Source organism: Candidatus Thiosymbion oneisti (genome assembly GCF_900092655.1).
Taxonomy (GTDB): domain Bacteria; phylum Pseudomonadota; class Gammaproteobacteria; order Chromatiales; family Chromatiaceae; genus Thiosymbion; species Thiosymbion oneisti.
The window spans coordinates 11,441-36,805 of sequence record NZ_FLUY01000604.1 but is presented as its reverse complement, the minus strand read 5'-3'; the positions used below and the strand labels follow the sequence as shown (position 1 = coordinate 36,805).

Sequence of the window (25,365 nt, the reverse complement as noted above, 5' to 3'; positions counted from 1 at the left end):
TATCGGGTAAAACCTGAATGCCGAGTTGCCGGTCCAAATGGTCATCAGTCAGGCTGAGTTTTCTCGTTCCCAGGCGCCGCGTGGGAACCAGAGACCGGGAGCGGGGCTTTTGCGACGCCCTCGCCGGGAGAGGGGTTGGGGAGAGGGGATCAAATCAGACAATGGGGCATGATGAACCGCTCTACGCCAACCATTTAGAAATTTACCACTACCCACGAAGGGACGCTGTTCGGGCGGCCCGGGCAGGTGGAGCTGGATGTCGTCATCCATAACGGCACCCTGATCCTCATTGAGATTTTCACTGAAAATTGCCGGGAGGAAATTTTTCAAGCTTTCTTGAGAGGAGCGGGACGCCCACGCACCATGATCCGCACAGGTATCGTCCGTTGCGATACCTACCGGTAGGCAGGAAGTTCAAATCGGAATGAACCCGGCGGTGTTACCGCCGTGGCCACGCATCGAGGAGGTCAGGAACATGTCACTCACTGTCCATTTCAAACGCCCCGTCGGTTGGGGTGAGACCATCAACGTCCACCATTGGAATACGGCACCAGGGGATGCACCGACCACCTGGCCGGGGGTGCCCATGACGGCGGAGGGGAATGACTGGTTTGCATTTACATGGCAAGGCGCGGACGCCGCTGACATGGTTTTCAACGACGGCGCCGGCCGCCAGACCGGCAACCTGCGCCGGGAGCGGGACGGCTGGTTCTTCACCGGCAACACCTGGTACGACGAAAACCCGGAGCGGCCCCAGATCCCGGTAGTGCGGGCGAGCCTCCGCGGCGGACTCTACAACCGGGCCCAACAGGTCATCCTCGAAGGCTCGAACGACGACGACAGCTTCTTCTACACCCTGGATGGTACGGAACCCACGACCGCATCCCCACGCTATGCCGGACCCATTAGCGTCGATCGAACGGCAACCCTGGCAGTGATCGGCGTCAACAGCGCGGGCGAGCAGGGTCAGATCCGCACCTTCACCTACACCATCGACCCGAACGCCGACCTGGAGCGCCCGGTCATCACCTCGAGTCACGACAGTGGGACCCATGCGGACCCCGTCGATGCGGTGTTTACCGTGCGCGACAACCGACCCGCGCCCATTACCGCCTACTTCACCCTCGACGGCAGCGAGCCTGGCCTATCCGCATCCGTCTATGTGGCAGGAAACGCCGCGGACGGATTGGCCGGCCCGGCCATACCCATCACCGCCACCACCAGCGTGCGGTTCCTGGTGGTGGACGGCGCCGGCAACCGGACCCGGCGCAGCTTCTACTTCAACATCGGTCCCAGGGTGGCCCCCGGCGATTTCCGCGCGGAGACCATCTATTTCCTCATCACCACCCGCTTCTACGACGGCGACCCCGGCAACAACTATTTCTGCCGCGACCGCATCCGCTTCAACCCACAAACCGGCGAGGCGGAAGACCCCCACTGGCGGGGCGACTTCCGCGGCCTCATCCAACGCTTGGATTACATCCGGGATCTCGGCTTCACCGCCATCTGGATCACGCCGCCGGTAGAGAACCGCTCCGGGCTGGACTACCATGGCTACCACGCCTACGACTGGACCCGCATCGACCCGCGCTTGGAGTCCCCCGATGCCACCTATCAAGACCTCATCAACGAGGCCCACGCCCGCGGCATCAAGATCATCCAGGACGTGGTCATCAACCACTCCTCCCAGTACGGCATCCGCGGCCAGGTGTGGATCGACCACCTGCCCATCAAATACTACGTGCCCCAGGGCTCCCAGCAGGGGCGCATCGACAACGGGCCCTACCAGGGCAATCTCGGCGATTACATGCACCCCGCCCGGGCGGACAACGACAATCCCGTGGCCCCTGCCTGGTTCCGTGAGCGCCAGGAGCGGGACCCCCAGGGCACCGAACCCCTGACCGATCCCCTGACCGGCGCCCGCGTGCCCAACCCGGGTTACAACCCCAACCGCTTCTTCGGCATCGACGCCACGCGCCTGGACCCCACCTGGTACCACCAGGAAGGCTTCGTCATGGGTGGCGATTGGGAATCCCAATGGCCCCTGCAGAGCCGTCACATGGCCGGCGACTGCATCGACCTCAACACCGAGAACCAGGTGGTCAAGGACTATCTGATCGGCGCCATCAACCGCTATCTCGACATGGGCGTCGACGCCCTGCGCATCGACACCGTCAAACACATCGAGCGCGGCAACCTGCTCGAATACGTCAACGCCTGGAAGGCCCACAAGCCGGGGCTGTTCGTCTTCGGCGAGAACCTGGTCAAGGGCACCGGCTGGGGCGACCTGTTCGGCGATGACAATGGCCCCTCGACCATCCGCCCCTGGTGGTACACACGCCTGGGAGACGACCCCCGCAATCCCAACTCGGGCGGGGACTCGGGTTTTTCGGTGCTCGACTTCGGACTCTTCTCCACCTTTCGCGACAATGTGAGTCGCGGCCACTACGGGGGCATCGGCGGCATCCTCGCAAACGACTGGGTCTACGGTGATGCCACCCAGCTTGTAACCTTCCTCCAGAACCACGACGTGGGTCCCGACAACGACTTCCGCTTCCGGTTCCAGGGCGATGACTGGATGGCGGCCGCCGCCTACAACCTACTCTGGACCATCCGCGGCATCCCCTGCCTCTATCAGGGCGAGGAGATTGCCTTCATGCGCGCCGCGCCCCAGGACATCATCAGCAACAATGACACCCTGGAGACCACCGGCCGCGCCTACTTCGGCGACCAGCTGACCGATGAGCGCCTCCCCGAGACCCAAAGCCATTCCCTGTACCGGCATATCCGGCGCCTCAATCAGATCCGCCGGGCGATCCCCGCCCTGCAGAAGGCCCCCATGAGCCACGTGGGAGAGTGGGGCGGTGGCATGAGCTTTGTGCGCGACCACAACAACGGCGAGAGCTATTGCGTGGTCGGGCTCGCCGTCGGCTCGGATCAGAACATCAGCGTCGGCAACGTCCGCAATGGGACCTACCGGGACGCCGTCACCGGCAATGAGCTCCGGATCGGCGGTGGCACCATCTCCTTCCAGGTGCGTGCCAACTCCGCCGGTATCTATGTCCTCAACGGCCCGGGACGGATCGGCGAAGGAGGCCCGTACTTGCGTTAGGACTTCGAAAAAAACGACGAATCACGCGAATCGGCGCGAATCCATTCGCGAGGATTTGCGTGATTCGCAGCGATCGATTTTCTGCTTACCGGAATTTAGCCTGGTGGGCACAGCCTACCCTACGGGCTGCCATCCGGCGGGTTGCGGCGCGCCCACCGCCGCAGCAATCACGGCGCCTGGTGCACGCGCCTGACCCGCCCTACGGGCTGGGTTTCGTTCCTCAACCCAGCCTACCACTTGTCATTCCGAGCGCAGCGAGGGATCTGATTGGGCACGCCGTCTGCCTGCCGGGAGGTACCCATCATCGATGGGCGCGCGGCGCTTGGCGCATCCGATCAAGCCGTCGCGGCCGGGAAACTTCCGTGGCATAACCGCATCTTGAAATCACCCTGATCGGCGCTTGCTTTGCACATCCTACGGGCTGCCACCTGGCGGGTTGCGGCGCGCCCACCGCCGCTGCAATCGCGGCGCCTGGCGCACGCGCCTGACCCGCCCTACGGGCTCGATTGATGCGGTTCGCGCGGCGAGGGTTTACACTGGCCGGCAAGCCCAGAACCACCGTGCTCACCGCATCCTACGTTACTGGTTCTGAACCGCCGAAGCCGGTAGGATGGAGTGAGCCGCCGGGCGCGGGACGCGCCCGGCGGCAAACCGCATCTTTGGACGGCGAAGGTGTCCAACACTCGTCCCGACCGTAGGGAGAGATTTCTGTGTCGGCACGGACTATCCAAAGATACGGTTCGCTACGTTCACCGCATCCCACACAGGTTTTGCCCGATCCATGCTGCTACCTTAGGGGTGCAAAGAGGGTTTTCGGCATTCCGTGGGGAACGCATGACTACGCATAACGACTGCTCCGAGATATCCCGGTCACAGCTGTCCGTGGAGGAGGCCCTTGAGCTCCTGTTGGCCCAGTCCCGGCCCATCGCGGACAGCGAGCGGGTCCCCACCCGGTCCGGGCTCGGGCGGGTGCTGGCCGAGTCCGTGGTGAGCACTATCGACGTACCCGGCTGGGACAACAGCGCCATGGACGGTTACGCGGTCCGTAGCGCCGACCTTGCGGCCAGCGGCGGCCGGTTGCCCGTCTCCCAGCGCATTCCGGCCGGCGTCGTCGGGCCACCCCTGGAGTCCGGCACGGCGGCGCGCATCTTCACCGGCGCCCCCGTACCCGCGGGCGCCGATACGGTGGTCATCCAGGAGTCGTGCACCATCGATGGCGACTGGGTTCAGGTCCCCCCGGACATCGAGGCCGGCGCCAACATCCGCCGTACCGGTGAGGATATCGCCGCCGGTTCCCAGGTCATCCCTGCCGGTATCCGTCTTAGGGCCCAGCACCTGGGGCTCGCCGCCTCGGTAGGCGCCGCCGAGCTGACCGTCTGCCGCCGCCTGCGGGTCGCCGTCTTCTCCAGCGGCGACGAGCTGGTTATGCCCGGTACCCCTCTGGGACCCGGGCAGATCTACAACTCCAACCGCTTTACCCTGATCGGTCTGCTGGAAGAACTGGGCTGTGAGGTCCGGGATCTGGGTATCGTCCGGGACACACTGGACGCCACTATGGAGGCCCTGGCCGAGGCGGCCGAGCGGTCGGATCTGATTCTGGCCAGCGGCGGTGTCTCCGTGGGCGAAGAAGATCATGTCAAGCCGGCGGTGGAGCGCCTGGGCAGCCTGGACCTGTGGCAGATCGCCATGCGTCCCGGCAAGCCGCTGGCCTTCGGCCACCTCGGCGCGGCGCGCACCCCCTTCATCGGCAGCCCTGGCAATCCTGTCTCCCTGTTCGTCACCTTCTGCCTGTTCGCCCGGCCCTTCATCCGACGCATGCAGGGTATCGTGGGCTCTGTCCGACCCGCTGCGGTGACGGCCGAGGTGGGCTTCACATGGCCGCGACCGGCCAAGCGCCGCGAGTTCCAGCGCGCGCGTCTGGAGCCGGATAAGGATAGTCGGCCCCGGCTAAGCCTCTACCCCAACCCTTCCTCCGCTGTGCTCTCCTCCGTGGCCTGGGCCAACGGTTTGGCCGTCATCCCCGAGGGTCGGGTCTTGAAAGCGGGAGATCCCATCGAGTTCATTCCCTTCAGCGAGCTCACCGGATGATCAAGATCCTCTACTTTGCCCGCTTACGGGAACAACTGGGGACCGCCGGTGAGGAGCTCCCAGCCGCGGCCGAGCTGACGACGGTCGGCGATCTTATGGCCTTACTGCGTGGGCGCGGTGGTATCTGGTCCGAACTCCTGGCGGAAGGCGAGACCATCCTGGCAGCGCTCAATCAAGAGATGGCCCGTCCTGAGACGCCAATCAAGGACGGCGACGAAGTGGCCTTCTTTCCGCCGGTTACCGGGGGATAGGCCTCAGGGCGACCGAACAAGGAATTATTCCGACATGGCACAGGGGTTGAGTTCGGCAGGGACCGGCCACCGATCGCAGCTCGTAATGGCCGCCTTCCCGCCGTTGATCCTGCTATTCGCCGCAACCGCCGACGCCGCAACCAGCGTCTATCGCTGCGTTGCTTCCAATGGCAATCTCGAGTTTCGCCAAACGCCCTGCACCAGTGGTGCCGAGGGGCAGGAGATGCGGATCGAGGACCGCAGGACAGGTTGGAAACCGGCACGGACCAAGATCGAGCGGAAACCCAAAGGCCCGCCCGCCGCCGCTACCCGCAAGCGCAAAACGGAGAAAAGAAACCACCCGGCGCTCGCCCGACAAGCGGAAAAATGCTGGAAGAGGCGCCGGCTGGTGGAAGCGATCAATCGGCAGCTCAGACACGGCTACAAGCCCGCTACGGGTGAAAAGCTGCGGCACAAACGGCGGGTTCACGAGGACTACATCCGTCGGTTCTGTAAATGACATACCCATGCGGGTAGGGGTTCGATCTTCGCGCCTTACGGCTCAATCGGCCGGCAGGATGGTGTCGGTAATCTGGGACAGGGCCGTGACGACGCGGTCGGGGACCACACTGGCGCAGCGCGGATCGTCCTCGCGTAGGCGCAGGGAACGGGCGTCACCGGCAAACAGGGCGGTACGGCAACCGGTCAGGGACGCCGGCCAGATGTCGTTGCGCAGGTCGTTGCCGACGTAGAGCACCTCGCTCGGTGCAATGCCGTGGACCCGATCCAGGCCGGCAAGGGCGACCTGGTAGATGCAGGTGGAGGGCTTGGCCTCCAGCAGGCGGTAGGACCAGGCGCAGCACTCGGCATCGAATCCCAGGTCGGCGAGCGGGGCGCCGAGAAAGCCCTCCAGCATCAGGGGGGTGTAGAACTGGGCGTTGGATACGATGCCTAGCACCAGGGGACGTCGGCGCAGGTCTGCCAGCAGCCGGGCCAGACCCGGCATGGGCCAGACCGGGTTCACACGACACTCATACTCCACCGCTAGGCGTGCGAGCTTGTCCCGCGACGCCGGCACCTCGCCCCCCAGTACTTCGGCCCAGACAGCCAGGATGTCCACCTCCGGGAACTTGGTACCGGCGGCCTGGCGCTGCGTATGAGAGGCACGGATGACCTGCTCGAGCCGGGCCGGACCGGCAGTGGCCGGGGCCCTTATGCCGGCGGCGTCCAGGGCCGCGGTGAAGGCGCTGGTGGTATCCCGTTCCCCGGCCAACCCGATATCCCCGGAGGCGGAGATGACAAGGGTGCCGTAGACATCGAACAACACCGTTCGGATCCCAGGCAGGGGATCGAGCTGGGGGGCGACATCCGTCGGACAGGGTTCCAGGGGGGTGGATAGATACCGGATGCGGCCGACCAGGTCGTGCGGTGGGAACTGGCACATGCTGGTACAACCTTTCATATTAATTTTCATGTTTGAGAATTGACCGGTTCCCTTCTCGGTGTCCTCTGTGTTCTCTGTGGTTTGAACTTCACGGACTGGCAGTTGACACCACCGTTCTTGCAACATCCTCGGCGGGAGAGGGACTTTTTTCAGGTGCGCAGGAGGAACAGGCGCTCGGGGGCCAGGAACCGCTCGAGCAGGACTGTCCCATCGGCGGCGCCCAGGTTCGGATCGACGGTTGCGTCCAACAGCGACCGATAGATGCGCTCGAGGCGGCGGCCATAGCCGGCGATGGAATAGTCGCGCTCGGCCAGGGTCCGGTTGTGGGCGATGCGATCCACGGGAGTGGCGGCGGGCAGGCGCGCGGGGCGCAGGGAGGCGCGGTCGTGGGGATTGGAGGCCAGGTGACGGATGACCTCCTCCTGGGCGGTTTCGTCCAGGCGCCCGAAATCGATGTGCCCGTCGTGCACGGAGCTCGCCCACAGACACCCCAGGTCATCGGGCGTCCGGGGGCGGCCGTACGCAGCCGCCAGGTCTGTAAGGGCTTGGTCCATGGCTCCGCGCAGGCGGTCCCGGTCGAGCCAGTCCAGGGGGACCTCCAGGCGTTCGTAGAGCCCCCCGAGGTCGAGCCCGGCCGCTACGAAGTCGCGGGTGATCTCGGGCAGGTCGCGGCCGACCAGGGGACGTCCCGCCAGCCAGGGTTCGAGGAAGGCAAGGCCGAAGCCCTCGGCGACGCTGGTGGTGACCAGGGCGTGGGCCGAGGCGAGGAGGGCGGGGAAATCATCGATGCGGTTTCCGAGCTCGAACTCCAGGCCGAGCCCCAACGCTTGCGCCAACGCCACCCAGCGCCGGTAGCGGGGCTGTTCGGCCGGGTTTTGGGGGGCCTGGGTAGTTGCGAACAGGTCCTGCTCCGGGGCCAGCGTCGCCCACAGCAAGAGCTCGCCCAGGTTCTTGCGCCGGATGGCACGGGTGGGATAGAGCCAGAGTCTAAGGTCCGGAAACGGGTCGGCGGATCGATCCGCCGGCGGCGACAGGTTCACCGCATTCGGCAGCAAATGCAGCCGGTCGTGGGGTATGCCCGCGGCGGCCAGGAAGCCGCGATCACGGTCATTGATGACCGCATAATGCAGGTGCGCGGCCTGGGGGTAGAGCAGAGCGGAGAGTCGCGCCCTATCTCTCCCACCGAGCTCCTCGAGCAGCCTGGCATAGAGGTCCGGACGACCGTCCTCGGCGAAGTCGTGGGGTTGCAGTAGTAGGCGCTGGCCCTGCCGTGCCAGCGTGCACAGGGCCTCGGGGAGGGCCAGATTCTTGCCCAGGCAGTGATTGTGGATATGCCACAGATCCGGCATATCCCCTAGCCCCTTCCGGGCCGCCCGCACCAGCGCTGCCGCGAGCTCCGCGGGACCCACCACGGGCCGGCGTTCCTCGTAGGCGAGCGCCGGTACCGGAGCGAAGCCCACGCCTTCCGGCAGGGGCTGTCGGGGCGGCTCCCCGGCCACGACCAGCACCCGATGACCCGCCGCCGCAAGGGCCGTAGAAGCGTGCTCGATCACCCGGCTGACGCCGCCGGTCTGCAGGTGGAAGTGACTGATGAGGATGCGCATTTAGGACCTGACAGATGGGACGCTATGAAATGGTTTTGCTCGACACTTGCGCCATTATTTGGGACGCTTTAGAGCCTTCCAAATTAACCCAAAAAGCTAAAAAAGCTATTAAAGCTGACCAAAATTTGAGGGATGCAACCTTAGTAGAAACTATTTTGGTGAAGGGCATAACGGGCAATAGGGAGCGTGGGAGCCAGAGACAGCGTCTTGTCAGGCTATCAAATCTCCGGTTATTGTGGATTCGCTTGTAGGGTATCGGCGAACATATCAGTCGCCCATTGGTTGATACTCTTTCCACTAACTTCAGCCGCCAGGGCAATCGCGGCGTGAACTTCTGGTGGAATGCGCAACATAAGATTTCCGGAATAGGGTTTTTGCGGCGGGCGATTCAGCTTTTCACAAGTTTCAAGATAATCATCAACTGCTTCTTCGAAAGCAATACGCAGTTCTGCGACGGATTCGCCGTGAAAACCCACGACATCATTGATACCTGCAATATGACCGATAAAGCAGCCATCGTCGTCACTATAGTCGATTCGAGCTGCATATTCTCTATAAGTCATTGTGTTCATAGTGCTATTCCTACCTGCTGTAGAAAACGTCGGGCATCACGCACTTGGTATGGCTTTGCCTCTTTCTGAGGATGGGGACGGTGGAAAGTGGCGACAACATTATTCAGTTCAAACCGTACCCGCGAACCTCTCCCCTCAATGGATCTGGCGCCAAGTGCCATGAAAAGGGCTTCAATATCCCTCCATTCCAATGTGGTAGGAACTGGCGTTCTGAAAATATCGCTTAAAGTGTTCCGATGCCGTTTATTCATTCATTTTCTCTATGATAGCAAAATGTGCTATCATGTGTCAGTATTTTGTGATGATATTCGATTCGACACTTCTTGTGTTCCAGGATCTTTCATCGCAACACGCATATAATGCAACCGTGAAAATTTCTTAGGCAGGATCGCTGCAGGAAACTAGGGTCGATTATAGACTGCTAATGCACGACCATGAAAACGCCGGAAAACATCGGTTTTGTCTCGACCCGATTCGCGGGTACCGACGGCGTCTCCCTGGAGGCGGCGAAGTGGGCGGAGGTACTCTGGCAGGACCAGCACGTAAGTTACTGGTACGGAGGGGTGCTGGACCGGGATCCGGAGATGAGCATGTGTGTCCCCGAGGCCTTCTTCGGGCATTCGGAGAATCGCTGGATCAACGAGCGACTCTGGGACCGCACGAGTCGCGGTCAGGAGGCCAGCCGGCGCATCCGCGAGCTGGCCGAGTATCTCAAGGGTACCCTTTACGAGTATCGGGAACGGTTCGAGCTGGATATTCTGATCCTGCAGAATGTACTCACCATCCCCATGCATATCCCGCTTGGGGTGGCCGTGACCGAGTTTCTGCTCGAGACCCGGATGCCTGCGATCGCCCATCACCACGACTTCCATTGGGAGCGCCAGCGGTTCCAGATCTCGGCCGTGGGGGACTATCTGGAGATGGCCTTCCCGCCGCGCATCCCGCACTTGCAGCACGTGGTGATCAATCAGGCGGCGAAGGATCAGCTCGGGTGGCGCAAGGGCATCTCCAGTCTGCTCATCCCCAACGTGCTGGACTACGAAAATCCACCCGATCCGATCGACGACTATGCCGCCGATGTCCGTGAGGAGATCGGGCTCGCTCCCGGCGATCTGCTGATCCTGCAACCGACCCGGGTGATTCCCCGCAAGGGCATCGAGCACGCCATCCACCTGCTGCGGCGGATCGAGGATTCGCGCTGCAAGCTGGTGGTGTCCCACGCGGCTGGGGACGAGGGGCTTATCTACTGCAAGGAACTCTGCGCGCTGGCACGGGATGAGAAGGTGGAATTGATCCTGTTCGAGGCCCGGGTCGCCGACCGCCGCCAGCTCAATGAAGACGGGCGTAAGATCTATGTCCTCAAGGACCTCTACCCCCATGCCGATCTGGTGACCTTTCCGAGCCTGTACGAGGGCTTCGGTAACGCCTTGCTGGAGGCCATCTACTTCCGCAAGCCCCTGGTGATCGGAAACTACTCGGTCTATAGCCGCGATATCGTACCCAAGGGGATCTCCCTGCCGACCGTCAAGGGCTTCATCGACCGTGATCTGGTGGAGGAAACCAGGCGCATCCTGGAGGACCAGGACTACCGGGAACAGCTGGTGGAGCACAACTACCGGGTTGCCGAACGCTATTTCAGCTACCGGGTGTTGCGGAACAGTCTGCGCCTGATCATCGCCAACATTCGTAACCTGACGGAGTGAGCCATGCTGGTCGTCGATCGCACGGTCTATCAACGCCTCAGGACGCACCTGTCAGCGCTTTACGGACAGGATGAACTGCCGCGAATGCTGAGCCGAATCCACCTGCTCGCCGGGCGTTACGGGGTCGGCACCTGCCCGGATGAGCCCTGCGGCCGCGTCCGCTGGGACCAGCGCGACGCCGTGCTCATTACCTACGGGGACATGGTGCGCGGCGAAGGGGAACCGCCCCTGCGCTCCCTGCTGCGTTTCCTGGAGAATCATCTGAGCGATACCCTGTCCGCGGTCCATGTGCTGCCCTTTTTTCCCTCCAGCTCGGACGACGGCTTTGCGGTCATCGACTATCGGCAGGTGGATCCGGCCCTCGGTGATTGGGAGGACATCGAGGCCCTGGGCGCGGACGACCGGTTTCGGTTGATGGTGGACCTGGTCATCAACCATGTCTCCAGCCAGAGCAATTGGTTCCGCAACTTCGCCAACGGGATTGCCCCGGAACGGCACTATTTCATCGAGGTGGAGCCGGATACGGACTTAAGCACCGTCACCCGTCCCCGCACCTCGCCGCTGCTGCGTCCGGTGCAGACGCCGTCCGGCGAGCGGCTGGTATGGGCGACCTTCAGCCACGACCAGATCGACGTGGACTTCAGCAACCCGGACGTGCTGTTTGAGTACCTGGATATCCTGTTGTTCTACGTGCGCAACGGCGCCCGCATCATTCGCCTGGATGCCGTCGCCTATCTGTGGAAGACGGTCGGTACCAACTGCATCCATCTGGAGCAGACCCACCTGGTGGTCAAGATCCTGCGCGATGTGCTGGATCTGCTGGCACCGGGGATCATCCTGCTCACGGAGACCAATGTCCCGCACCAGGAGAACATCGGCTATTTCGGTGCCGGGGACGAGGCCCACATGGTCTATCAGTTCAGCCTGCCGCCCTTGTTGCTGCATGCGCTGGAGACCGGAGAATCCCGCTATCTCATGGAGTGGGTCACGGGACTCGAACCCCCGCCGCCGGGTTGCACCTTCTTCAACTTCACCGCCTCCCACGACGGCATCGGCCTGCGCCCCCTGGAAGGGTTGCTGCCGGACGCCGGGTTCGATGCGCTGGTGGAGCGCATGCAACAGAAGGGCGGGCAGGTGTCTTGGCGGGAGAACCCGGATGGTTCCCGGACGCCCTATGAGCTGAACATCACCTACTTCGATGCCCTGAGCGCCCCCGGACGGAAGGACAGCGATGTCGGCATCGCCCGGTTCCTGTGCTCCCAGACCATCATGCTGAGCCTCCAGGGAATACCGGGTATCTACTTCAACAGCCTGGTCGCGGCCCCGAACTGGCTGGCGGGGGTCGAAGAAACCGGCCGCGCCCGCACCATCAACCGCCGGAAATGGGGGTTGGCGGAGCTGGAGGACTTGCTCGGAGACGCGGTCCAACCGGCGAGTCGGGTCCTGGCCGAGTATCGGCGCCTGCTGGGGATCCGGCGCGCGCAGGCCGCATTTCATCCCGATGGTCCCCAGCGGGCCTTACAGCTACCGGCGGGGCTGTTCGGCATCGAGCGGACGGCACCTGACGGCTCCGAGCGGATTTGGGTCCTTGCCAACCTCACCGCCGAGCCGCTGGAGGTCCAGCCGCAGCAGATCGAGCACGACTTCGAGCAACGGCAGTGGAGCGAGCTCATCCAGGGTTGGTCCGGCGCGGGTGCCGAGCTCGGGCCGCTCCAGCTCGCACCTTATCAAGTCATGTGGCTGCGAGGATAAGCACCGGGAGGGGCGATTTGAAAACACCTGCGACCCCTATCTCCGTCACGCTGGGGGGATCGTCCCGGCACGCCTCGTGGTCGGTGCTGCTCCTAATGGTTGCGCTCGGCCTCGGCGGGTGCGGCGGTGGTGGTGAGCGTTCGACGCGAAACAATTTCTTACCCGTGCATTGCCTGGACAAGCCGGACCCCGGACCCTGCAAAGCATCTGTTATCCGCTACTTTTACGATTACCGCTCCGACAGGTGCTATGGGTTCCGATATGGGGGCTGTGGGGGGTGGGTCCCGTTCGAGACCTTGGCGGCCTGCGAGGAGACCTGTAGCGCGGGCGGTCCGTAGCGATCCGCCTTGCAACAAGAGTTCATCGAACATTTAAAAAGCAAACCTAATCACCCGTTTTCTTTTGTGAAGACCGGGAAAATTCTGTTATTCTAAAACTCCCTTTCACCACCGAATTCCCGCGCATCGGGGCCCCCAATGTACCGGCTGATCGCACTGTTTTTACTGTTGCTGTCATTACCCCTCCAAGCGCAACAAGTGGATGTCCGCGGTGCCCGCATCTGGACGGCACCCGATCGCACCCGGTTGGTACTGGATACTGCGGCGCCGGTATCTCACAAGATCTTTCCCCTCGAGCATCCCTACCGTTTGGTCATCGATGTCCCGGATGCCCGGCTCAAGGACAAGCTGCCGACCATAAAGGCCAACGAGCCCCTGCTGATCGGTCTGCGCAGTGGGGTACGTGCAGGCGATGATCTGCGTCTGGTGCTGGACCTCAAGCAGCAGATCCGCGCCAAGAGCTTCCTGCTGCAACCCAACGAGCAGTATGGTCATCGACTGGTGGTGGATCTGGTTCCGATCAGGAAGGGGACGGGTGGGAAGAAGGCCAAGGGCGGCAAGCCACGGCCTCCTGTCCGGACCCGGCTGAGGGATGTCACCATTGCCATCGACGCCGGGCATGGGGGCGAAGATCCGGGCGCCGTCGGTGCCAAGGGCACGCGGGAGAAGGACATTACCTTGCGGATTGCCCGCAGGCTGGCGCGGCTGGTGAAGAAAGAGCGGGGTATGCGGCCGGTGCTGATCCGCAATGGCGATTACTTTATTCGCTTGCGCAAGCGCATGGGGCTGGCGCGCAAGCATCGGGCGGACCTGTTCGTTTCGATCCATGCCGATGCCTTCCGCGATCGGCGGGTGCGCGGCTCGTCCGTCTATACCCTTTCCCACCGCGGGGCCAGTAGTGAGGCCGCCAAGTGGCTAGCGGACAAGGAAAACCGTGCCGACCTCATCGCCGGCGTCGATCTGAGCGAGAACGACAGCCTCCTGGCCACCGTACTCCTGGACATGACCCAGAACGCCACCCTGGAGCACAGCAACCTGGCGGCGGAGCGGGTGCTCACCAACCTCCAAAAGGTAGGGGCGGTTCACCAGGGCAAGGTTCAGAAGGCGGGCTTTGTGGTCCTCAAATCGCCGGATATACCTTCCATCCTGGTCGAGACTGCCTTCATCTCCAACCCGGAGGAGGAGAAGCGTCTGCGCAGCAACGAACATCAGGCGAAGCTTGCCGGTGCCATATTGGCCGGCATCAAGTCCTATTTCACCCGCTACCCACCGCCGGGAACCAAACTTGCCGGTAGAGGTAGAGGCAAGGGGCGTCGTCACGTGATCAACCACGGCGACACGCTCCTGGAGATCGCCAAACATTACGACGTGAGCCTGACTTCCCTGCGCAGCGCCAACAACCTCGAGGGTGACCGCATTCGCGTCGGTCAGGTGCTCACCATTCCTTAGATCTGTTGACATTTAGCGAACCGCATCCGCCAGGTAGCCAGAGCTCGTAGCTCGTAGGGCGGGTAAGACCAGGGATGGTCGCAACCCGCCGGAAGACTTTTGGCGGGATGCTACGCGGACCAACGCTGGGGTTCGCAAGCTCACCCCAGCCTACAGGATTGATTCTTCTGATAAATTTTCTCAATTGAGAACGCTCCCTGGCGCAACGGATCAGTGAATCTCGATGAAGCGCCAAGCTGTACCGCAATTGGGTGTATGCTCCTTTAGGGCTTCCTCAAGTGCCGGCAGAAAGCCCTCGATGCGGTCCGGCTCGCCCAAGTGCTGCGGCAAGGTCACACCTCGGCACCAGAGGGCGAGTATAAGATCCGTTCCAGGAGGTGCACTGGCCTCGTAGCCTGTCAGCCCTACTTCGGCGCCGACGTACAAGAGCTGATTAAACGCCTCGGGTGGTGCATAGACCTCGCCTGCGGAGCCGATATAGAAGGCGTACAGCCGCCCCGAAGCCTGGTCACTGTTGCGGAAGGCAACCCTGAAGTCGTCGCCGGTGGTGTAGTGGCCACTGGGATGGTTGGGCACGATGGCGAGTCGCCGCGCAGTGGAATAGGGGCCTATCAGCTTCAGTAGGGGGCACAGGGGGCGCGGTACCACCGATACACCACTGATGTCGATCGTAGCCTGGGCGATTGCGCCCAACTCGGCATCCAGTCGCCTAAGATCGGTCTGACCGGCGACGTGACCGCTGATTGCGTAGTCGCCTTCCGCGAGCCTCTCTACTTGCAGTGGAGTGCAGTCGAAGCCCTCAAGCACATCGGCGATTGGTTGCGCCGAGGTAGGTGGTGCCGGAGATGGCTTGGAAGGTATCACCACTGTTGGTGGCGCGGCTACTTCCGCGTGTGGGCTGGGTTCCTGTCCCGGTGGTGGCGTTGATTCATCCCTGGTCGCTGATGCGCCGGATTCCGGGCTTTGGGATGAAGGTGCCGGCACCGGATCTTGGTAAGACTGCTCGGGTGGTCGGGCTTGCCCGGGGATTACCCCGCCACCATTTCGTTCGACCCACAACCAGGCCAGCAGCGCCATGATTCCCGTTACCACGACAAGCGACAGGGTGCTCAGCCAATGGGTCCTCCACCAATCGGCACGCTTGGACCGCGACTCGTCTCCGGCCAGATCGGGGCGGCCTGGATCTATGGCAGGTGACTCGCTTGCGGTTCTCGGGTCCGAAGGGGCGGACAGGACCACCGTGGGCGAATCCGCTTGCCCCGTTTGTCGGTGCCGGTCAAGCCCCGGTTGCGGCATGACGATAGTTGCCTCCGAGTCACCGCTCGGGGTTCCAGGTCGCGTCTCGAGCGGATCGGTCGTGCTCCGATCCGGCCCCAAGCCCAACGACGAACGCCACTCGGCGACGGATTGCGGTCGCTCTCGGTAATTCAGCTCCAGGGCCTCATCGAGGCCGCGTAAGAAGCCGTCCGTGTACCGGCCCTGCAGCTCGTCGGCAAGTCGAGGGCGCGCCGCTACGGCGGGGTCCGGCTTGTGGCCGGTGAGTGCATAGAACAGGGTTGCGGCGAGGCTGTAGATGTCCGTCCACTTTCCATACTGACCATACTGTTGCTCCGGCGGTGCGAAGGCCGGCGTCAGCTGTACATATTTGGACAGATCCTGGTCGCCGGAGACCCGACGTGCCGATCCGAAATCGATCAGCACGGGCGTGCCGTCAGGTCGGATCAGGATGTTGCTCGGCTTGATGTCCCGATGCAGCACATCCGCGTTGTGGACATGCTCCAACCCGGCGAGCAACGCATCCAGAAGCCTGCGTAGACGTTCCTCGTCCCAGGGCGGCTCGCGTTTGAGGACGGCCTCCAGTGCTTCCCCCTCCTCCCACTTCATGACGAAGTAGGAGGTACCGTTCTTCTCGATGACGTGCCGGACCTGGATGATGTTCGGATGCGGTTCCGGCTCGGCCAACCTGCGGAGCGTCTTCGCCTCGCTGACGAAGCGATCCAGCGCCCAGGCAAACTCCTCCGCGTGATCCTGCTTCGGCGTAACCTGCCCGGTGGCGACGCGATCGGCGATATCCCGCGGAAAAAACTCCTTGATGGCGACCGGATCTTTGAGTACGTGTCCCTCGGCACGATAAACGATACCGAAGGTGCCGGATCCCAGGGTCCGGGTGATATCGTACCCGCCGATATCCGAGCCGTTGGGAAGGGGGGGGTGCTGAGATGTGTTTGGGTCCATAGGTGACATTTTAGGTCCGGCAACGACTGCCTGGGAGTCAAACGGTCATCGGCTCGCGGTGGACACCGGTCGGTGGTAGTGGTTAAGGTTTAGGCTCTTTATGGATTCTGGACTGATCTCTCCTCCACCCCCCGGCATGGAGCCGTAGGATGTGGTGAGCGCCGGGCGCGGGAGCGACCGGCGCGAACCGCATCTTTGGCTTCCGGCTCATCGATGCGGTTCGCCGTGGGCGTCCATTGATGCGGTTCGCGCCTCCTGGTGATGCCATCCTGAACGACCAACCGCGCTCACCGCATCCTACACTCCCGCGCAAGACCGCGGTGCAACCAGGGGGTGTGGTGAAGGCAGTGAACGGTTCGGCAGCGCGAAACAATAGGACTCTGCGGCCAAGGCAAAGCAGTCTGGAATCCATAAAGAGCCAAGGTTTAAATGGAAACATCGCCAATGGCAGTGGGTTGGACACGCCACAAGCTGCACTCCCTCTCCCTGCGGGAGGGGGTCGCAAAACGGTAGCGTCAGCTGCCAGTCTGTGAAGTTTAAACCACAGAGGACACAGAGGACGCAGAGAAGGGCACAGGCCCAGGGCTACCGAATAATAAATTTATTAAAATCAATAAATTTAAACTTTTATGGATCAAACCTAACAGTAGGCTTTAATTATGAGTTATTGATTTTAAAGGTCATTCGGTTGCCCTGGGCACAGGCCAATTCTCTGCGTCCTCTGTGGTAAAGGATTTTTGCGACACCCTCTGCGGGGGAGAGCCTGCCCCGAGCGCAGCGAAGGGGCTGGGGAGAGGGGGTCAAAGGGCGAAGATCGGTGTCTTTTGCGACACCCTCCTTGGGAGAGCGGGTTAGGGTGGGAGGGGACCAATGGCTTTGGTTTCGATATGGTTAGGTAAGAGGTTGTCTAAAAACTAACCCATTGTTTTTAAGCTGATAGGTTGGGTCAAGGGACGAGACCCATCAAATCAGGTTGGCCCCTAAAAGCTGGGTTTCGTTCCTCAACCCAGCCTACTGCCTACGGTGGCCTACGACCCTTTTTTAGACAGCCTCTCAGCCTCATGGGTACGCTTTGATTTTTTCAAGGTACACCCAAAGCATCAGAACTAGGTGGTGCACCAAGTTTATGAGCAAATCCGTCTGCTAGTTTCTGTGCGGCAATTCCGGTAGCAAAGAATTTTCCAAGTCCAACGTTTGCTTCTAACGTATTGGGGTTCGCATTAGAGCCCACTTTAGAGTTCGAATCAAATTGCCCTAATACAGAAAGGGCATCCCTATGACCATCCCTAGTATTCGATTTGATCATCGCGTATTCACCATGCGGTTGTTTTACTGTTACAGGTATAAGAGCGATATCTTTATCTTGGTATCCGATAGTAAAACCGATACCTTGGTTCAGCGTAGACCCCGTCACAGAAAGACCAAACGCATGTGATTGCCCAAATACCAACGGCATGTTTGGATTTATTGAAGCGCATCCACTCAATAAACCCAAGGCGCTTAGGCAAGCAACTATAATTGTGTGTTTCATCATGAGTTCTCCTTCTGTTTGGTTGGATAAATCGGACACACGGATTCAATATCGCCGAGCAATGTCTTGATTGCTGATACTTGTTCTGGATCTTCAACCCAGAGTATGACTTTGCAGTTTTCAGGCAAAAATGCAGCAAACTGTTTTGTATAACCAAATGACTGACCAATCGGAGTAGCTAGGTAGCCTAGAGACGATATCTCAGCAACAAGTGCATCGGTCTCCGGGTGCAACTGTACGGAAGCAAAGCCAAACTCTCGCGCTATAGTAACTACGCCACCGCGATCCGTAATTTTAATCGTCGTGCAGCCCCCGAGTATCAGCGCCAGCGAAACGGCAATCAGCGGTATCTTCATCTTCATAAGCTTGCTTGAGGGAAAGGGTCTACGCAGCGGACCCTGCGCCCACCATCTGAAAATGAACGCAAATCAGTCGAAATCGATCCGCTATCGAGCACCTTGAAAAATACGGTTTTCGTCAATGGAATGTCTCAATAATCAATGGGTTAGAGCCTTTTGATTGGTGAAAACATCCATTTTCAAGATGTCTTATCGTCATGGTTTTTGATCCATTTGCGTGTATTTGCGGATAAATCTTCCGGTCTCGGTTCAAAGCTCGAAACTGGCCCACACCGGACAGTGGTCGGAGGGTTTCTCCATGCCGCGGATCTCGTAGTCGATATCGACATCCACCAGGCGCTCGCGCAGGGGCGCCGTGACCAGCATCAGGTCGATGCGCAGGCCGCGCTTGGGATCGCGTTCGAATCCCCGGCTGCGGTAGTCGAACCAACTGAAGCGGTCATCGGTTTGGGGGTGAAGTGCGCGGTAGGCATCGTGGAGTCCCCAGTCGGTCAGGGTCGTGAACCACTCCCGCTCCTCCGGCAGGAAGCTGCATTTGCCCGTGCGCAGCCAGCGCTTGGCGTTGTCGGCGCCGATGCCGATGTCGAGGTCCAGGGGCGCTACGTTCATGTCGCCGAGGATCACCAGGTTCCGGTCCGGCGTAAAGCTGGCGCGGACGAAGGCGGTCAGGTCGGCGTAGAACTTCTGTTTGGCGGGAAACTTGAGCGGGTGGTCACGGTTCTCGCCCTGAGGGAAGTAGCCGTTGATCAGGGTGAGTTCAGGGCCGTCCGGTGAGGCATAGCGGCCCATGATGAAGCGGCGCTGGGCGTCTTCAGCGTCGTCGGGCAGGCCCTTGGTGACCTCCAGGGGTGCCTGCTTGCTCAGCAGGGCGACGCCGTAATGGGATTTCTGGCCGAAGTAGTGGGGTTGGTAGCCCAGCGCCTCAACCGCCTCGCGGGGAAAGGCGTCGTCGGCCACCTTGCTTTCCTGGAGACCGATGATATCCGGGTCATGCCGGGCCTTCAGCGCCTCCAATTGGTGGTGCCGGGCGCGAATGCCGTTGATGTTGAAGGTGACGATCTTCATGGGTTAGCTGGTCTCCATGACTTCATAGGTCTCTTTGCGCCCCATTTCCCAGCCATGACGGTAGGCCTTGCCCCAGGGTAGGGCCTCATGGCCCGCGATCGGGTCCTGTACGTCCAGCTCAAGGGCCGCGGCCACATGTCGCGTGTATCCCAGGCGTTGGAGGGCATGGATAACGCCGTTGGCATAACCCCGGTTGTACCAGAACTGGGCATCGTCGGTGCGGTCCAGGAAGCCCTGCGAATCGTCGTAGAGGTCACAGATCAGCTCCAAGAGCTGGGGCAGAATGGCGTCGGCGCTCATGAGGCTGGTGGGACGGGAAGCTGAAGAGCATGGGGCGGAGGCTAACACGACCTGCTCCGGCCTTCCAATCCAATGCCATTAGGTTAAGAGGCTGTCTAAAAACCAACCCATTGATTTTGCTTGATAAAGCCATTGATCCCCCCTCTCCCCAGGCCCCCTCGCTGTGCTCGGGGCAGGCTCTCTCCCCCAAGGGGGCGAGGGAGCCAACCGGGCATTACTAGAGTGACTCTTTATGGATTCCGGACTGCTTTGGAGTGCGTCGGCAAAGCGGCGCGACCGAATCGAACCTCAGCGACGGGGAATAGCAACCGCGTTGACCGGGAATCCGGGCTCTGAGCGCTACGCGCGCCGCGGCGACGGCGCTTTCCCCTGGCCGCAAAGCCGGTGTTGGAGACGGATGCATCGCCAAATCCAAAGCGGCGGCGGGCCCGTGTTCCATGCCAACGCTATGGTGACATCGGGCATCGCGGATTCCGGTCGGTACTGAAGTCAAGGTGCCGCCGCACTCCAAAACCTCTGGTAGTACCTTCCATGAGCGTGAACAGTCCAGAATCCATAAAGAGCCACTAGGATTCCTTGAATGACCAGATTTTGTGCAAATGAGTCAAATTTCGCAACCGTCTAACCTCTCTCGTTGTCGTGATCGTGATCGTGATCGTGATCGAAGCCACCGTAGGAGAGACAGAATACTTTCGCAGATCGTGGAATCCAGAGGTCCCGGCCAGGTGCCGGGTCGAAACCCGTAGACATCAGGTTTTCCAGGCCCGCTTTGCCTTGCGTCTCCGATTACGACTACGATCACGATCACGGTTCCGTTTTCGATAGCGAGATAGCGATGATCACGCCTCGTCGGTCTGAGGCAAGGCCTCGCTAGAGTTAGTTCTTACGTACAAAATAACGGGTATACAATCCCAGCTCGACCAACAGCCCTATCTCTGGAGCTCACCATGCCACGCGTTACTATTGTCGGATCGGGTTTTGCGGCGCTCACCGCCGTCCGAACCCTGCGAAAAGCCGCCACCGAGACGGCGCTCACCTTGGTGAGTCCCAGATCGGAGCTCGTCTATTATCCGGGTCTCATCTGGGTCCCTACGGGTCTGCGCGCCGGTGACGACCTGCGCATCCCGCTCGAGTCCTTCTTGCGGCGCATGGGCGTAAAACACGTAGCCGCGGAAGTCACGGGGCTTGGTAACGGCGGTCGCGTCTTGGAGACCACGGCGGGAGAGATCGAGAACGACGGCCTCATCATCGGCTCCGGCGGTCGCTATATGAAGAAGCTGCCGGGCAGCGAGCACATGATCCTACCCTGCGAGGGCATCGCCGCCGCCCAGCGCACTCGAGATCGGCTGCAAGGCATGGATGGCGGGACCATCGCCATGGGCTTCGCGGGTAATCCAAAGGAACCCGCGGCCATGCGCGGCGGTCCTCTGTTCGAGTTCCTGTTCGGGATCGACAGCTACCTGCGCCGGCAGAACCGCCGCGAGCGCTTCGAATTGATCTTCTTCACGCCGGCGGAGAAGCCGGGAAATCGCCTGGGTCCCAAGGCCGTTGCCGGGTTACTGGCGGAGATGGGTAAGCGCGGGATCCGCACCCACCTCGGCCACCAGCTCAAGGGCTTTGCTCCGCAGCGGGTGATGACCGAGGGGGGGGAATTGGACGCCGATCTGATTCTGTTCATACCCGGCATGACGGGGAGCCAATGGTTCGACAACACGGACCTGCCGCGTTCGGAAGGCGGTTTCATCAAGGCCGACCGGCAGTGCCGCGTGGATGGTATGGAACGGGTCTATGTGGCCGGGGATTCCGGCAGCTTTCCGGGACCCGAGTGGATGCCGAAGCAGGCCCATATGGCGGACCTGCAGGCCAAGGCGGCAGCCGCAAACCTGGCGGACGAGCTGGCAGGAAGGCAACCCACCGCCACCTATCGGGTGGAACTCCTGTGTATCGTCGATGCCCACGACCGGGGGATGCTGGTGGCCCGCAACGAAAAACACAACCTGGTGCTGCCCGCCATGCGCCTGTTCCATTGGCTGAAGCGTGGCTTCGAGTGGCGATACCTACGCCAGTACCGCTGACCAGGTCAAACAGGTATCAAGCCGCTCGAAAACATGACCTCGGCTGATCGGGATTTTGAACCGCAAAGGGTGCAAAGATTTTTTGATCCGCAGATTACGCAGATTTTCACAGATTATTTCTTTGATTTGATAGTCGGGTAGGTTGGGCAAAGGCGCACTGCCGAGCCGGCGGTCGAACCGACGACCCCTGCTCGTTCCCACGCTCCAGCGTGGGAACGCAGGTATGGCCGTTCCAGCGGCCAAAGTTTCATGACGCTGGAGCGTCCGGACTTGCTCCCACGCTGGAGCGTGGGAGCCAGAGATGGATCGATGGGCACGCTTCGCTGGGTGCATCCTAACGAGCAACCGCAATGCGGAAAGCTCCGCGGAACGACCGAAACCTTGGGGTCAGTTTGATGGATGCTTGCTTTGTCCAACCTACGGGCTGAGTCGCCATGGGCACCGCTCCGCGTGATCATATCTGCGGTCGGAACCGGCTGCGTGGTATAATTTTTCCTTTTCCCAATCAACACAATAGGCCAATTTTACTAACCGTATCGAAACCAAAGCCATTGGTCCCCCCTCACCCCAACCTGCTCTAACTCTCTCTCCTTAAGGAGGGTGTCGTAAAAGCTCGTCTCCCGCCGGGAGAGAGCCCGCGCCGAGCGCAGTGAGGAGGCTTGGGGAGAGGGGGTCAAAGGGCGAAAGATCGGTGCCTTTTGCGACACCCTACCTTAAGGGAGGCGAGGGAGCGAACCTGGCATTACTTTCGATCTTCTTAGTAAATCGGCCCCTCACCTCGGTTTCCCACATCCATGCCGGAGTTCGCCAAAGAAGTTCTGCCCGTCAATCTGGAAGACGAGATGCGCAAGTCCTACCTCGATTACGCCATGAGCGTGATCGTCGGCAGGGCCCTGCCGGACGTGCGCGACGGCCTCAAGCCGGTCCACCGCCGGGTGCTCTATGCCATGAGCGAGCTGAGCAACGACTGGAACAAACCCTACAAAAAGTCCGCGCGCGTGGTGGGCGATGTCATCGGTAAGTACCACCCCCATGGTGACACGGCGGTCTATGACACCATCGTGCGCATGGCCCAGCATTTCTCCATGCGCTACCTGCTGGTGGACGGGCAGGGCAACTTCGGCTCGGTGGACGGGGATGCCCCGGCGGCCATGCGTTACACCGAGATACGCATGGCGCGCATCGCCCACACCCTGCTCGATGACCTAGACAAGGAGACGGTCGACTTCATCCCCAACTACGACGGTTCCGAACAGGAACCGACCGTCCTGCCGGCCCGCTTCCCGAACCTGTTGGTCAACGGATCGGCGGGGATCGCGGTGGGCATGGCGACCAACATCCCGCCGCATAATCTCACCGAGATCGTCAACGCCTGTCTGGCCATTATCGACGACCCGGAGCTGGGCGTCGATGCGCTCATCGAGCATGTCCCCGGACCGGATTTCCCCACCGCCGGCATCATCAACGGGACGCGGGGCATCCGCTCCGCCTACCGCACGGGTCGCGGGCGCATCCATCTGCGCGCCCGCACCCACACCGAGACCGAGAAGCGGAGCGGCCGCGAGGCCATCATCATCACCGAGCTTCCCTACCAGGTGAACAAGGCCCGCATGCTGGAGCGCATGGGAGAGCTGGTGAAGGAAAAGAAGCTGGAGGGCATCGCCGAACTGCGCGACGAATCCGACAAGGACGGCATGCGCGTGGTCATCGAGCTCAAGCGCGACCACTACCCGGACGTGGTGCTCAACAACCTCTACCAGCACACCCAGCTGCAAACGGTCTTCGGCATCAACATGGTGGCCCTGGTGGACGGCCAGCCGCGGCTGCTCAACCTCAAGCAGATGCTGGAGTATTTCCTGCGTCACCGCCGGGAGGTGGTGGTCAGGCGGACCCTGTTCGAGCTGCGCAAGGCCCGGAGGCGCGCCCATGTGCTGGAAGGGCTGGCGGTGGCGCTGGCTAACATCGACGCGGTCATCGCGCTCATCCGGGCCTCCGGCAACCCGGAGGAGGCCAAGGCGGGACTGCTGGCGCGCGTGTGGCGGCCGGGGGCCGTGTCCGCCATGCTGGAGCGGGCCGGTGCCGACCGGACCAAGCCGGACGATCTGGCCCAGGGCCTGGGTCTGAGCGCGGATGGTTACCGCCTGAGCGAGGCCCAGGCCCAGGCCATCCTGGACCTGCGTCTGCATCGCCTCACGGGTCTGGAGCAGGACAAGATCATCGGCGAGTTCGAGGAGATTCTGAACAAGATCGCCGATCTACTCGATATCCTATCCGACCCTGAACACCTGATGCAGGTCATCCGCGCGGAGCTGGAGGCCATCCGCGACCAGTACGGGGACGCGCGCCGGACCGAGATCCTCACCGATCACCTGGATCTCACCCTGGAGGACCTGATCGCCCCGGAGGACGTAGTGGTCACCCTGTCCCATGCGGGGTATGCCAAGGCGCAGCCGGTGAGCCAATACCAGGCCCAGCGGCGGGGGGGCAAGGGTCGGTCCGCCGCCACCACCAAGGACGAAGACTTTATCGACAAGCTCTTCGTCGCCAATTCCCACGACACCGTGCTGTGCTTTTCCAGTCGCGGGAAGGTTTACTGGCTGAAGGTTTACGAGCTGCCCCAGGCCGGGCGCGCCGCGCGCGGACGGCCCATGGTCAATCTGCTGCCGTCGCTGGAGCAGGGCGAACGCATCAGTGCCGTACTGCCCATCCGCGAGTACGAGGAAGGCTATTTCGTCTTCATGGCCACCAGTGTCGGCACCGTGAAGAAGACGCCGCTCGAGGACTTTTCGCGCCCCTTGTCACGCGGCATCATCGCCATCGATCTGCGACAGGACGAGTACCTGGTAGGCGTGGCCGTTACCGACGGCGAACGGGACATCATGTTGTTCACCTCGGCGGGTAAGGCGGTACGGTTCAAGGAGCGCGCGGTCAGATCCATGGGCCGCACCGCCCACGGTGTGCGTGGGATTACGCTGGAACCCGGACAGCGGGTGATCTCCATGCTGGTGGCGGAGCCGGGGACCGTGCTGACCGTTACGGAGAAGGGCTACGGCAAGCGGACCGCGAGCGAAGATTTCCCGACCAAGGGACGGGGCACCAAGGGTGTGGTCTCCATCAGCACCTCCGAGCGCAACGGGGACCAGATCGGCGCCGTTCTGGTGCTCCCGGAAGACGAGATCATGCTGATCACCGAAGGCGGCACCCTGGTCCGCACCCTGGTGGAAGGGGTCCCGGTGCTGGGCCGTAACACCCAGGGCGTGAAGCTCATCAGCCTGGCCGGGGGCGAGCGACTCGCCGGGGTGGAGCGCATCTTGGGGCTCAATGGGGATGCTAATGGCGACAGCAATGGCGGGGAAGGGGAGACTTCCGAGGGTTAGTGTAGCTGTGCCTATTGAAAGGAAACCTCGTGGCTTGGCCGGGGTGGGGTGAACCACGAATAGTCTCCGCATCTCTGGCCTACTGTTGAACCACAGAGACCCAGAGAGCATGGAATCTGGGGGTTGTATTG

Annotated in this window: 20 protein-coding genes; 11 read left to right on the top strand and 9 right to left on the bottom strand. The window is 61.6% G+C overall.

Annotated elements, in window-relative coordinates; translation table 11 throughout:
* Window positions 1-246: 246 nt before the first annotated feature.
* From BQ17_RS24005 to BQ17_RS06690, 5 genes are all read left to right on the top strand, one after another.
* Window positions 247-405, top strand: a complete 159-nt coding sequence (locus BQ17_RS24005; protein WP_176722329.1) for a ubiquitin family protein — start codon at window positions 247-249, stop codon at window positions 403-405.
* Window positions 406-475: 70 nt separating this feature from the next.
* Window positions 476-3,112, top strand: coding sequence for an alpha-amylase family glycosyl hydrolase (locus tag BQ17_RS06705; protein WP_089725489.1), 2,637 nt, complete (start codon window positions 476-478; stop codon window positions 3,110-3,112).
* Window positions 3,113-3,946: 834 nt separating this feature from the next.
* Window positions 3,947-5,200: a molybdopterin molybdotransferase MoeA gene (locus tag BQ17_RS06700; RefSeq protein ID WP_089725485.1), complete on the top strand. Its 1,254-nt coding sequence runs from the start codon at window positions 3,947-3,949 to the stop codon at window positions 5,198-5,200.
* Complete coding sequence (moaD, locus tag BQ17_RS06695; RefSeq protein ID WP_089725483.1) at window positions 5,197-5,451, top strand: molybdopterin converting factor subunit 1; 255 nt, start codon at window positions 5,197-5,199, stop codon at window positions 5,449-5,451. The genes BQ17_RS06700 and moaD overlap by 4 nt, the downstream gene beginning before the upstream one ends.
* A gap of 85 nt (window positions 5,452-5,536) precedes the next feature.
* Window positions 5,537-5,950, top strand: coding sequence for a DUF4124 domain-containing protein (locus tag BQ17_RS06690; RefSeq protein WP_089725481.1), 414 nt, complete (start codon window positions 5,537-5,539; stop codon window positions 5,948-5,950).
* 42 nt (window positions 5,951-5,992) lie between these two features.
* Here the strand turns inward: BQ17_RS06690 and BQ17_RS06685 are convergent, their stop codons facing one another.
* The 4 genes from BQ17_RS06685 to BQ17_RS06670 all read right to left on the bottom strand — a co-directional run bounded on the left by BQ17_RS06685 (window position 5,993) and on the right by BQ17_RS06670 (window position 9,301).
* Complete coding sequence (locus BQ17_RS06685; RefSeq protein WP_089725479.1) at window positions 5,993-6,874, bottom strand: HAD family hydrolase; 882 nt, start codon at window positions 6,872-6,874, stop codon at window positions 5,993-5,995.
* A 149-nt stretch (window positions 6,875-7,023) separates the two neighbouring features.
* Window positions 7,024-8,478: a glycosyltransferase family 4 protein gene (locus BQ17_RS06680; RefSeq protein ID WP_089725477.1), complete on the bottom strand. Its 1,455-nt coding sequence runs from the start codon at window positions 8,476-8,478 to the stop codon at window positions 7,024-7,026.
* 230 nt (window positions 8,479-8,708) lie between these two features.
* Window positions 8,709-9,050 carry a type II toxin-antitoxin system HicB family antitoxin gene (locus BQ17_RS06675; protein ID WP_089725475.1) on the bottom strand — a complete coding sequence of 114 codons (342 nt, stop codon included), beginning with the start codon at window positions 9,048-9,050 and terminating at the stop codon, window positions 8,709-8,711.
* A complete protein-coding gene (locus tag BQ17_RS06670) occupies window positions 9,047-9,301 on the bottom strand; it encodes a type II toxin-antitoxin system HicA family toxin (RefSeq protein ID WP_089725473.1) in 255 nt (84 codons plus the stop codon). The genes BQ17_RS06675 and BQ17_RS06670 overlap by 4 nt, the downstream gene beginning before the upstream one ends.
* 183 nt (window positions 9,302-9,484) lie before the next feature.
* On the opposite strand from BQ17_RS06670, the gene BQ17_RS06665 reads away from it, so the two are divergent.
* From BQ17_RS06665 to BQ17_RS06650, 4 genes are all read left to right on the top strand, one after another.
* Window positions 9,485-10,753, top strand: coding sequence for a glycosyltransferase family 4 protein (locus tag BQ17_RS06665; protein ID WP_089725471.1), 1,269 nt, complete (start codon window positions 9,485-9,487; stop codon window positions 10,751-10,753).
* Between the two features lie 3 nt (window positions 10,754-10,756).
* Window positions 10,757-12,505 (top strand): sugar phosphorylase, encoded by a 1,749-nt coding sequence (locus BQ17_RS06660; RefSeq protein WP_089725469.1) that lies wholly within the window; start codon window positions 10,757-10,759, stop codon window positions 12,503-12,505.
* Between the two features lie 95 nt (window positions 12,506-12,600).
* Window positions 12,601-12,843: a BPTI/Kunitz domain-containing protein gene (locus BQ17_RS06655; RefSeq protein WP_089725467.1), complete on the top strand. Its 243-nt coding sequence runs from the start codon at window positions 12,601-12,603 to the stop codon at window positions 12,841-12,843.
* A 138-nt stretch (window positions 12,844-12,981) separates the two neighbouring features.
* Window positions 12,982-14,292 (top strand): N-acetylmuramoyl-L-alanine amidase, encoded by a 1,311-nt coding sequence (locus BQ17_RS06650; protein WP_089725465.1) that lies wholly within the window; start codon window positions 12,982-12,984, stop codon window positions 14,290-14,292.
* A 210-nt stretch (window positions 14,293-14,502) separates the two neighbouring features.
* Here BQ17_RS06650 and BQ17_RS06645 read toward each other — a convergent pair whose 3' ends face one another.
* The 5 genes from BQ17_RS06645 to BQ17_RS06630 form a co-directional block, all read right to left on the bottom strand.
* A complete protein-coding gene (locus BQ17_RS06645) occupies window positions 14,503-16,527 on the bottom strand; it encodes a serine/threonine protein kinase (protein WP_176722328.1) in 2,025 nt (674 codons plus the stop codon).
* 1,081 nt (window positions 16,528-17,608) lie between these two features.
* Window positions 17,609-18,061, bottom strand: a complete 453-nt coding sequence (locus tag BQ17_RS20400; RefSeq protein WP_141699137.1) for a YajG family lipoprotein — start codon at window positions 18,059-18,061, stop codon at window positions 17,609-17,611.
* Window positions 18,058-18,420: a hypothetical protein gene (locus BQ17_RS06640; protein ID WP_089725461.1), complete on the bottom strand. Its 363-nt coding sequence runs from the start codon at window positions 18,418-18,420 to the stop codon at window positions 18,058-18,060. The genes BQ17_RS20400 and BQ17_RS06640 overlap by 4 nt, the downstream gene beginning before the upstream one ends.
* A 246-nt stretch (window positions 18,421-18,666) precedes the next feature.
* Window positions 18,667-19,482 carry an exodeoxyribonuclease III gene (gene xthA / locus BQ17_RS06635; protein WP_089725459.1) on the bottom strand — a complete coding sequence of 272 codons (816 nt, stop codon included), beginning with the start codon at window positions 19,480-19,482 and terminating at the stop codon, window positions 18,667-18,669.
* A gap of 3 nt (window positions 19,483-19,485) precedes the next feature.
* On the bottom strand, window positions 19,486-19,782 hold the full coding sequence (locus tag BQ17_RS06630) for a hypothetical protein (RefSeq protein ID WP_089725457.1): 297 nt from the start codon (window positions 19,780-19,782) through the stop codon (window positions 19,486-19,488).
* Between the two features lie 947 nt (window positions 19,783-20,729).
* Between BQ17_RS06630 and BQ17_RS06625 the strand changes: the two genes are divergently transcribed.
* A complete protein-coding gene (locus BQ17_RS06625; RefSeq protein WP_089725455.1) occupies window positions 20,730-21,857 on the top strand; it encodes an NAD(P)/FAD-dependent oxidoreductase in 1,128 nt (375 codons plus the stop codon).
* A gap of 794 nt (window positions 21,858-22,651) precedes the next feature.
* Window positions 22,652-25,234, top strand: a complete 2,583-nt coding sequence (gyrA, locus tag BQ17_RS06620; protein ID WP_089725453.1) for a DNA gyrase subunit A — start codon at window positions 22,652-22,654, stop codon at window positions 25,232-25,234.
* Window positions 25,235-25,365: the final 131 nt, after the last annotated feature.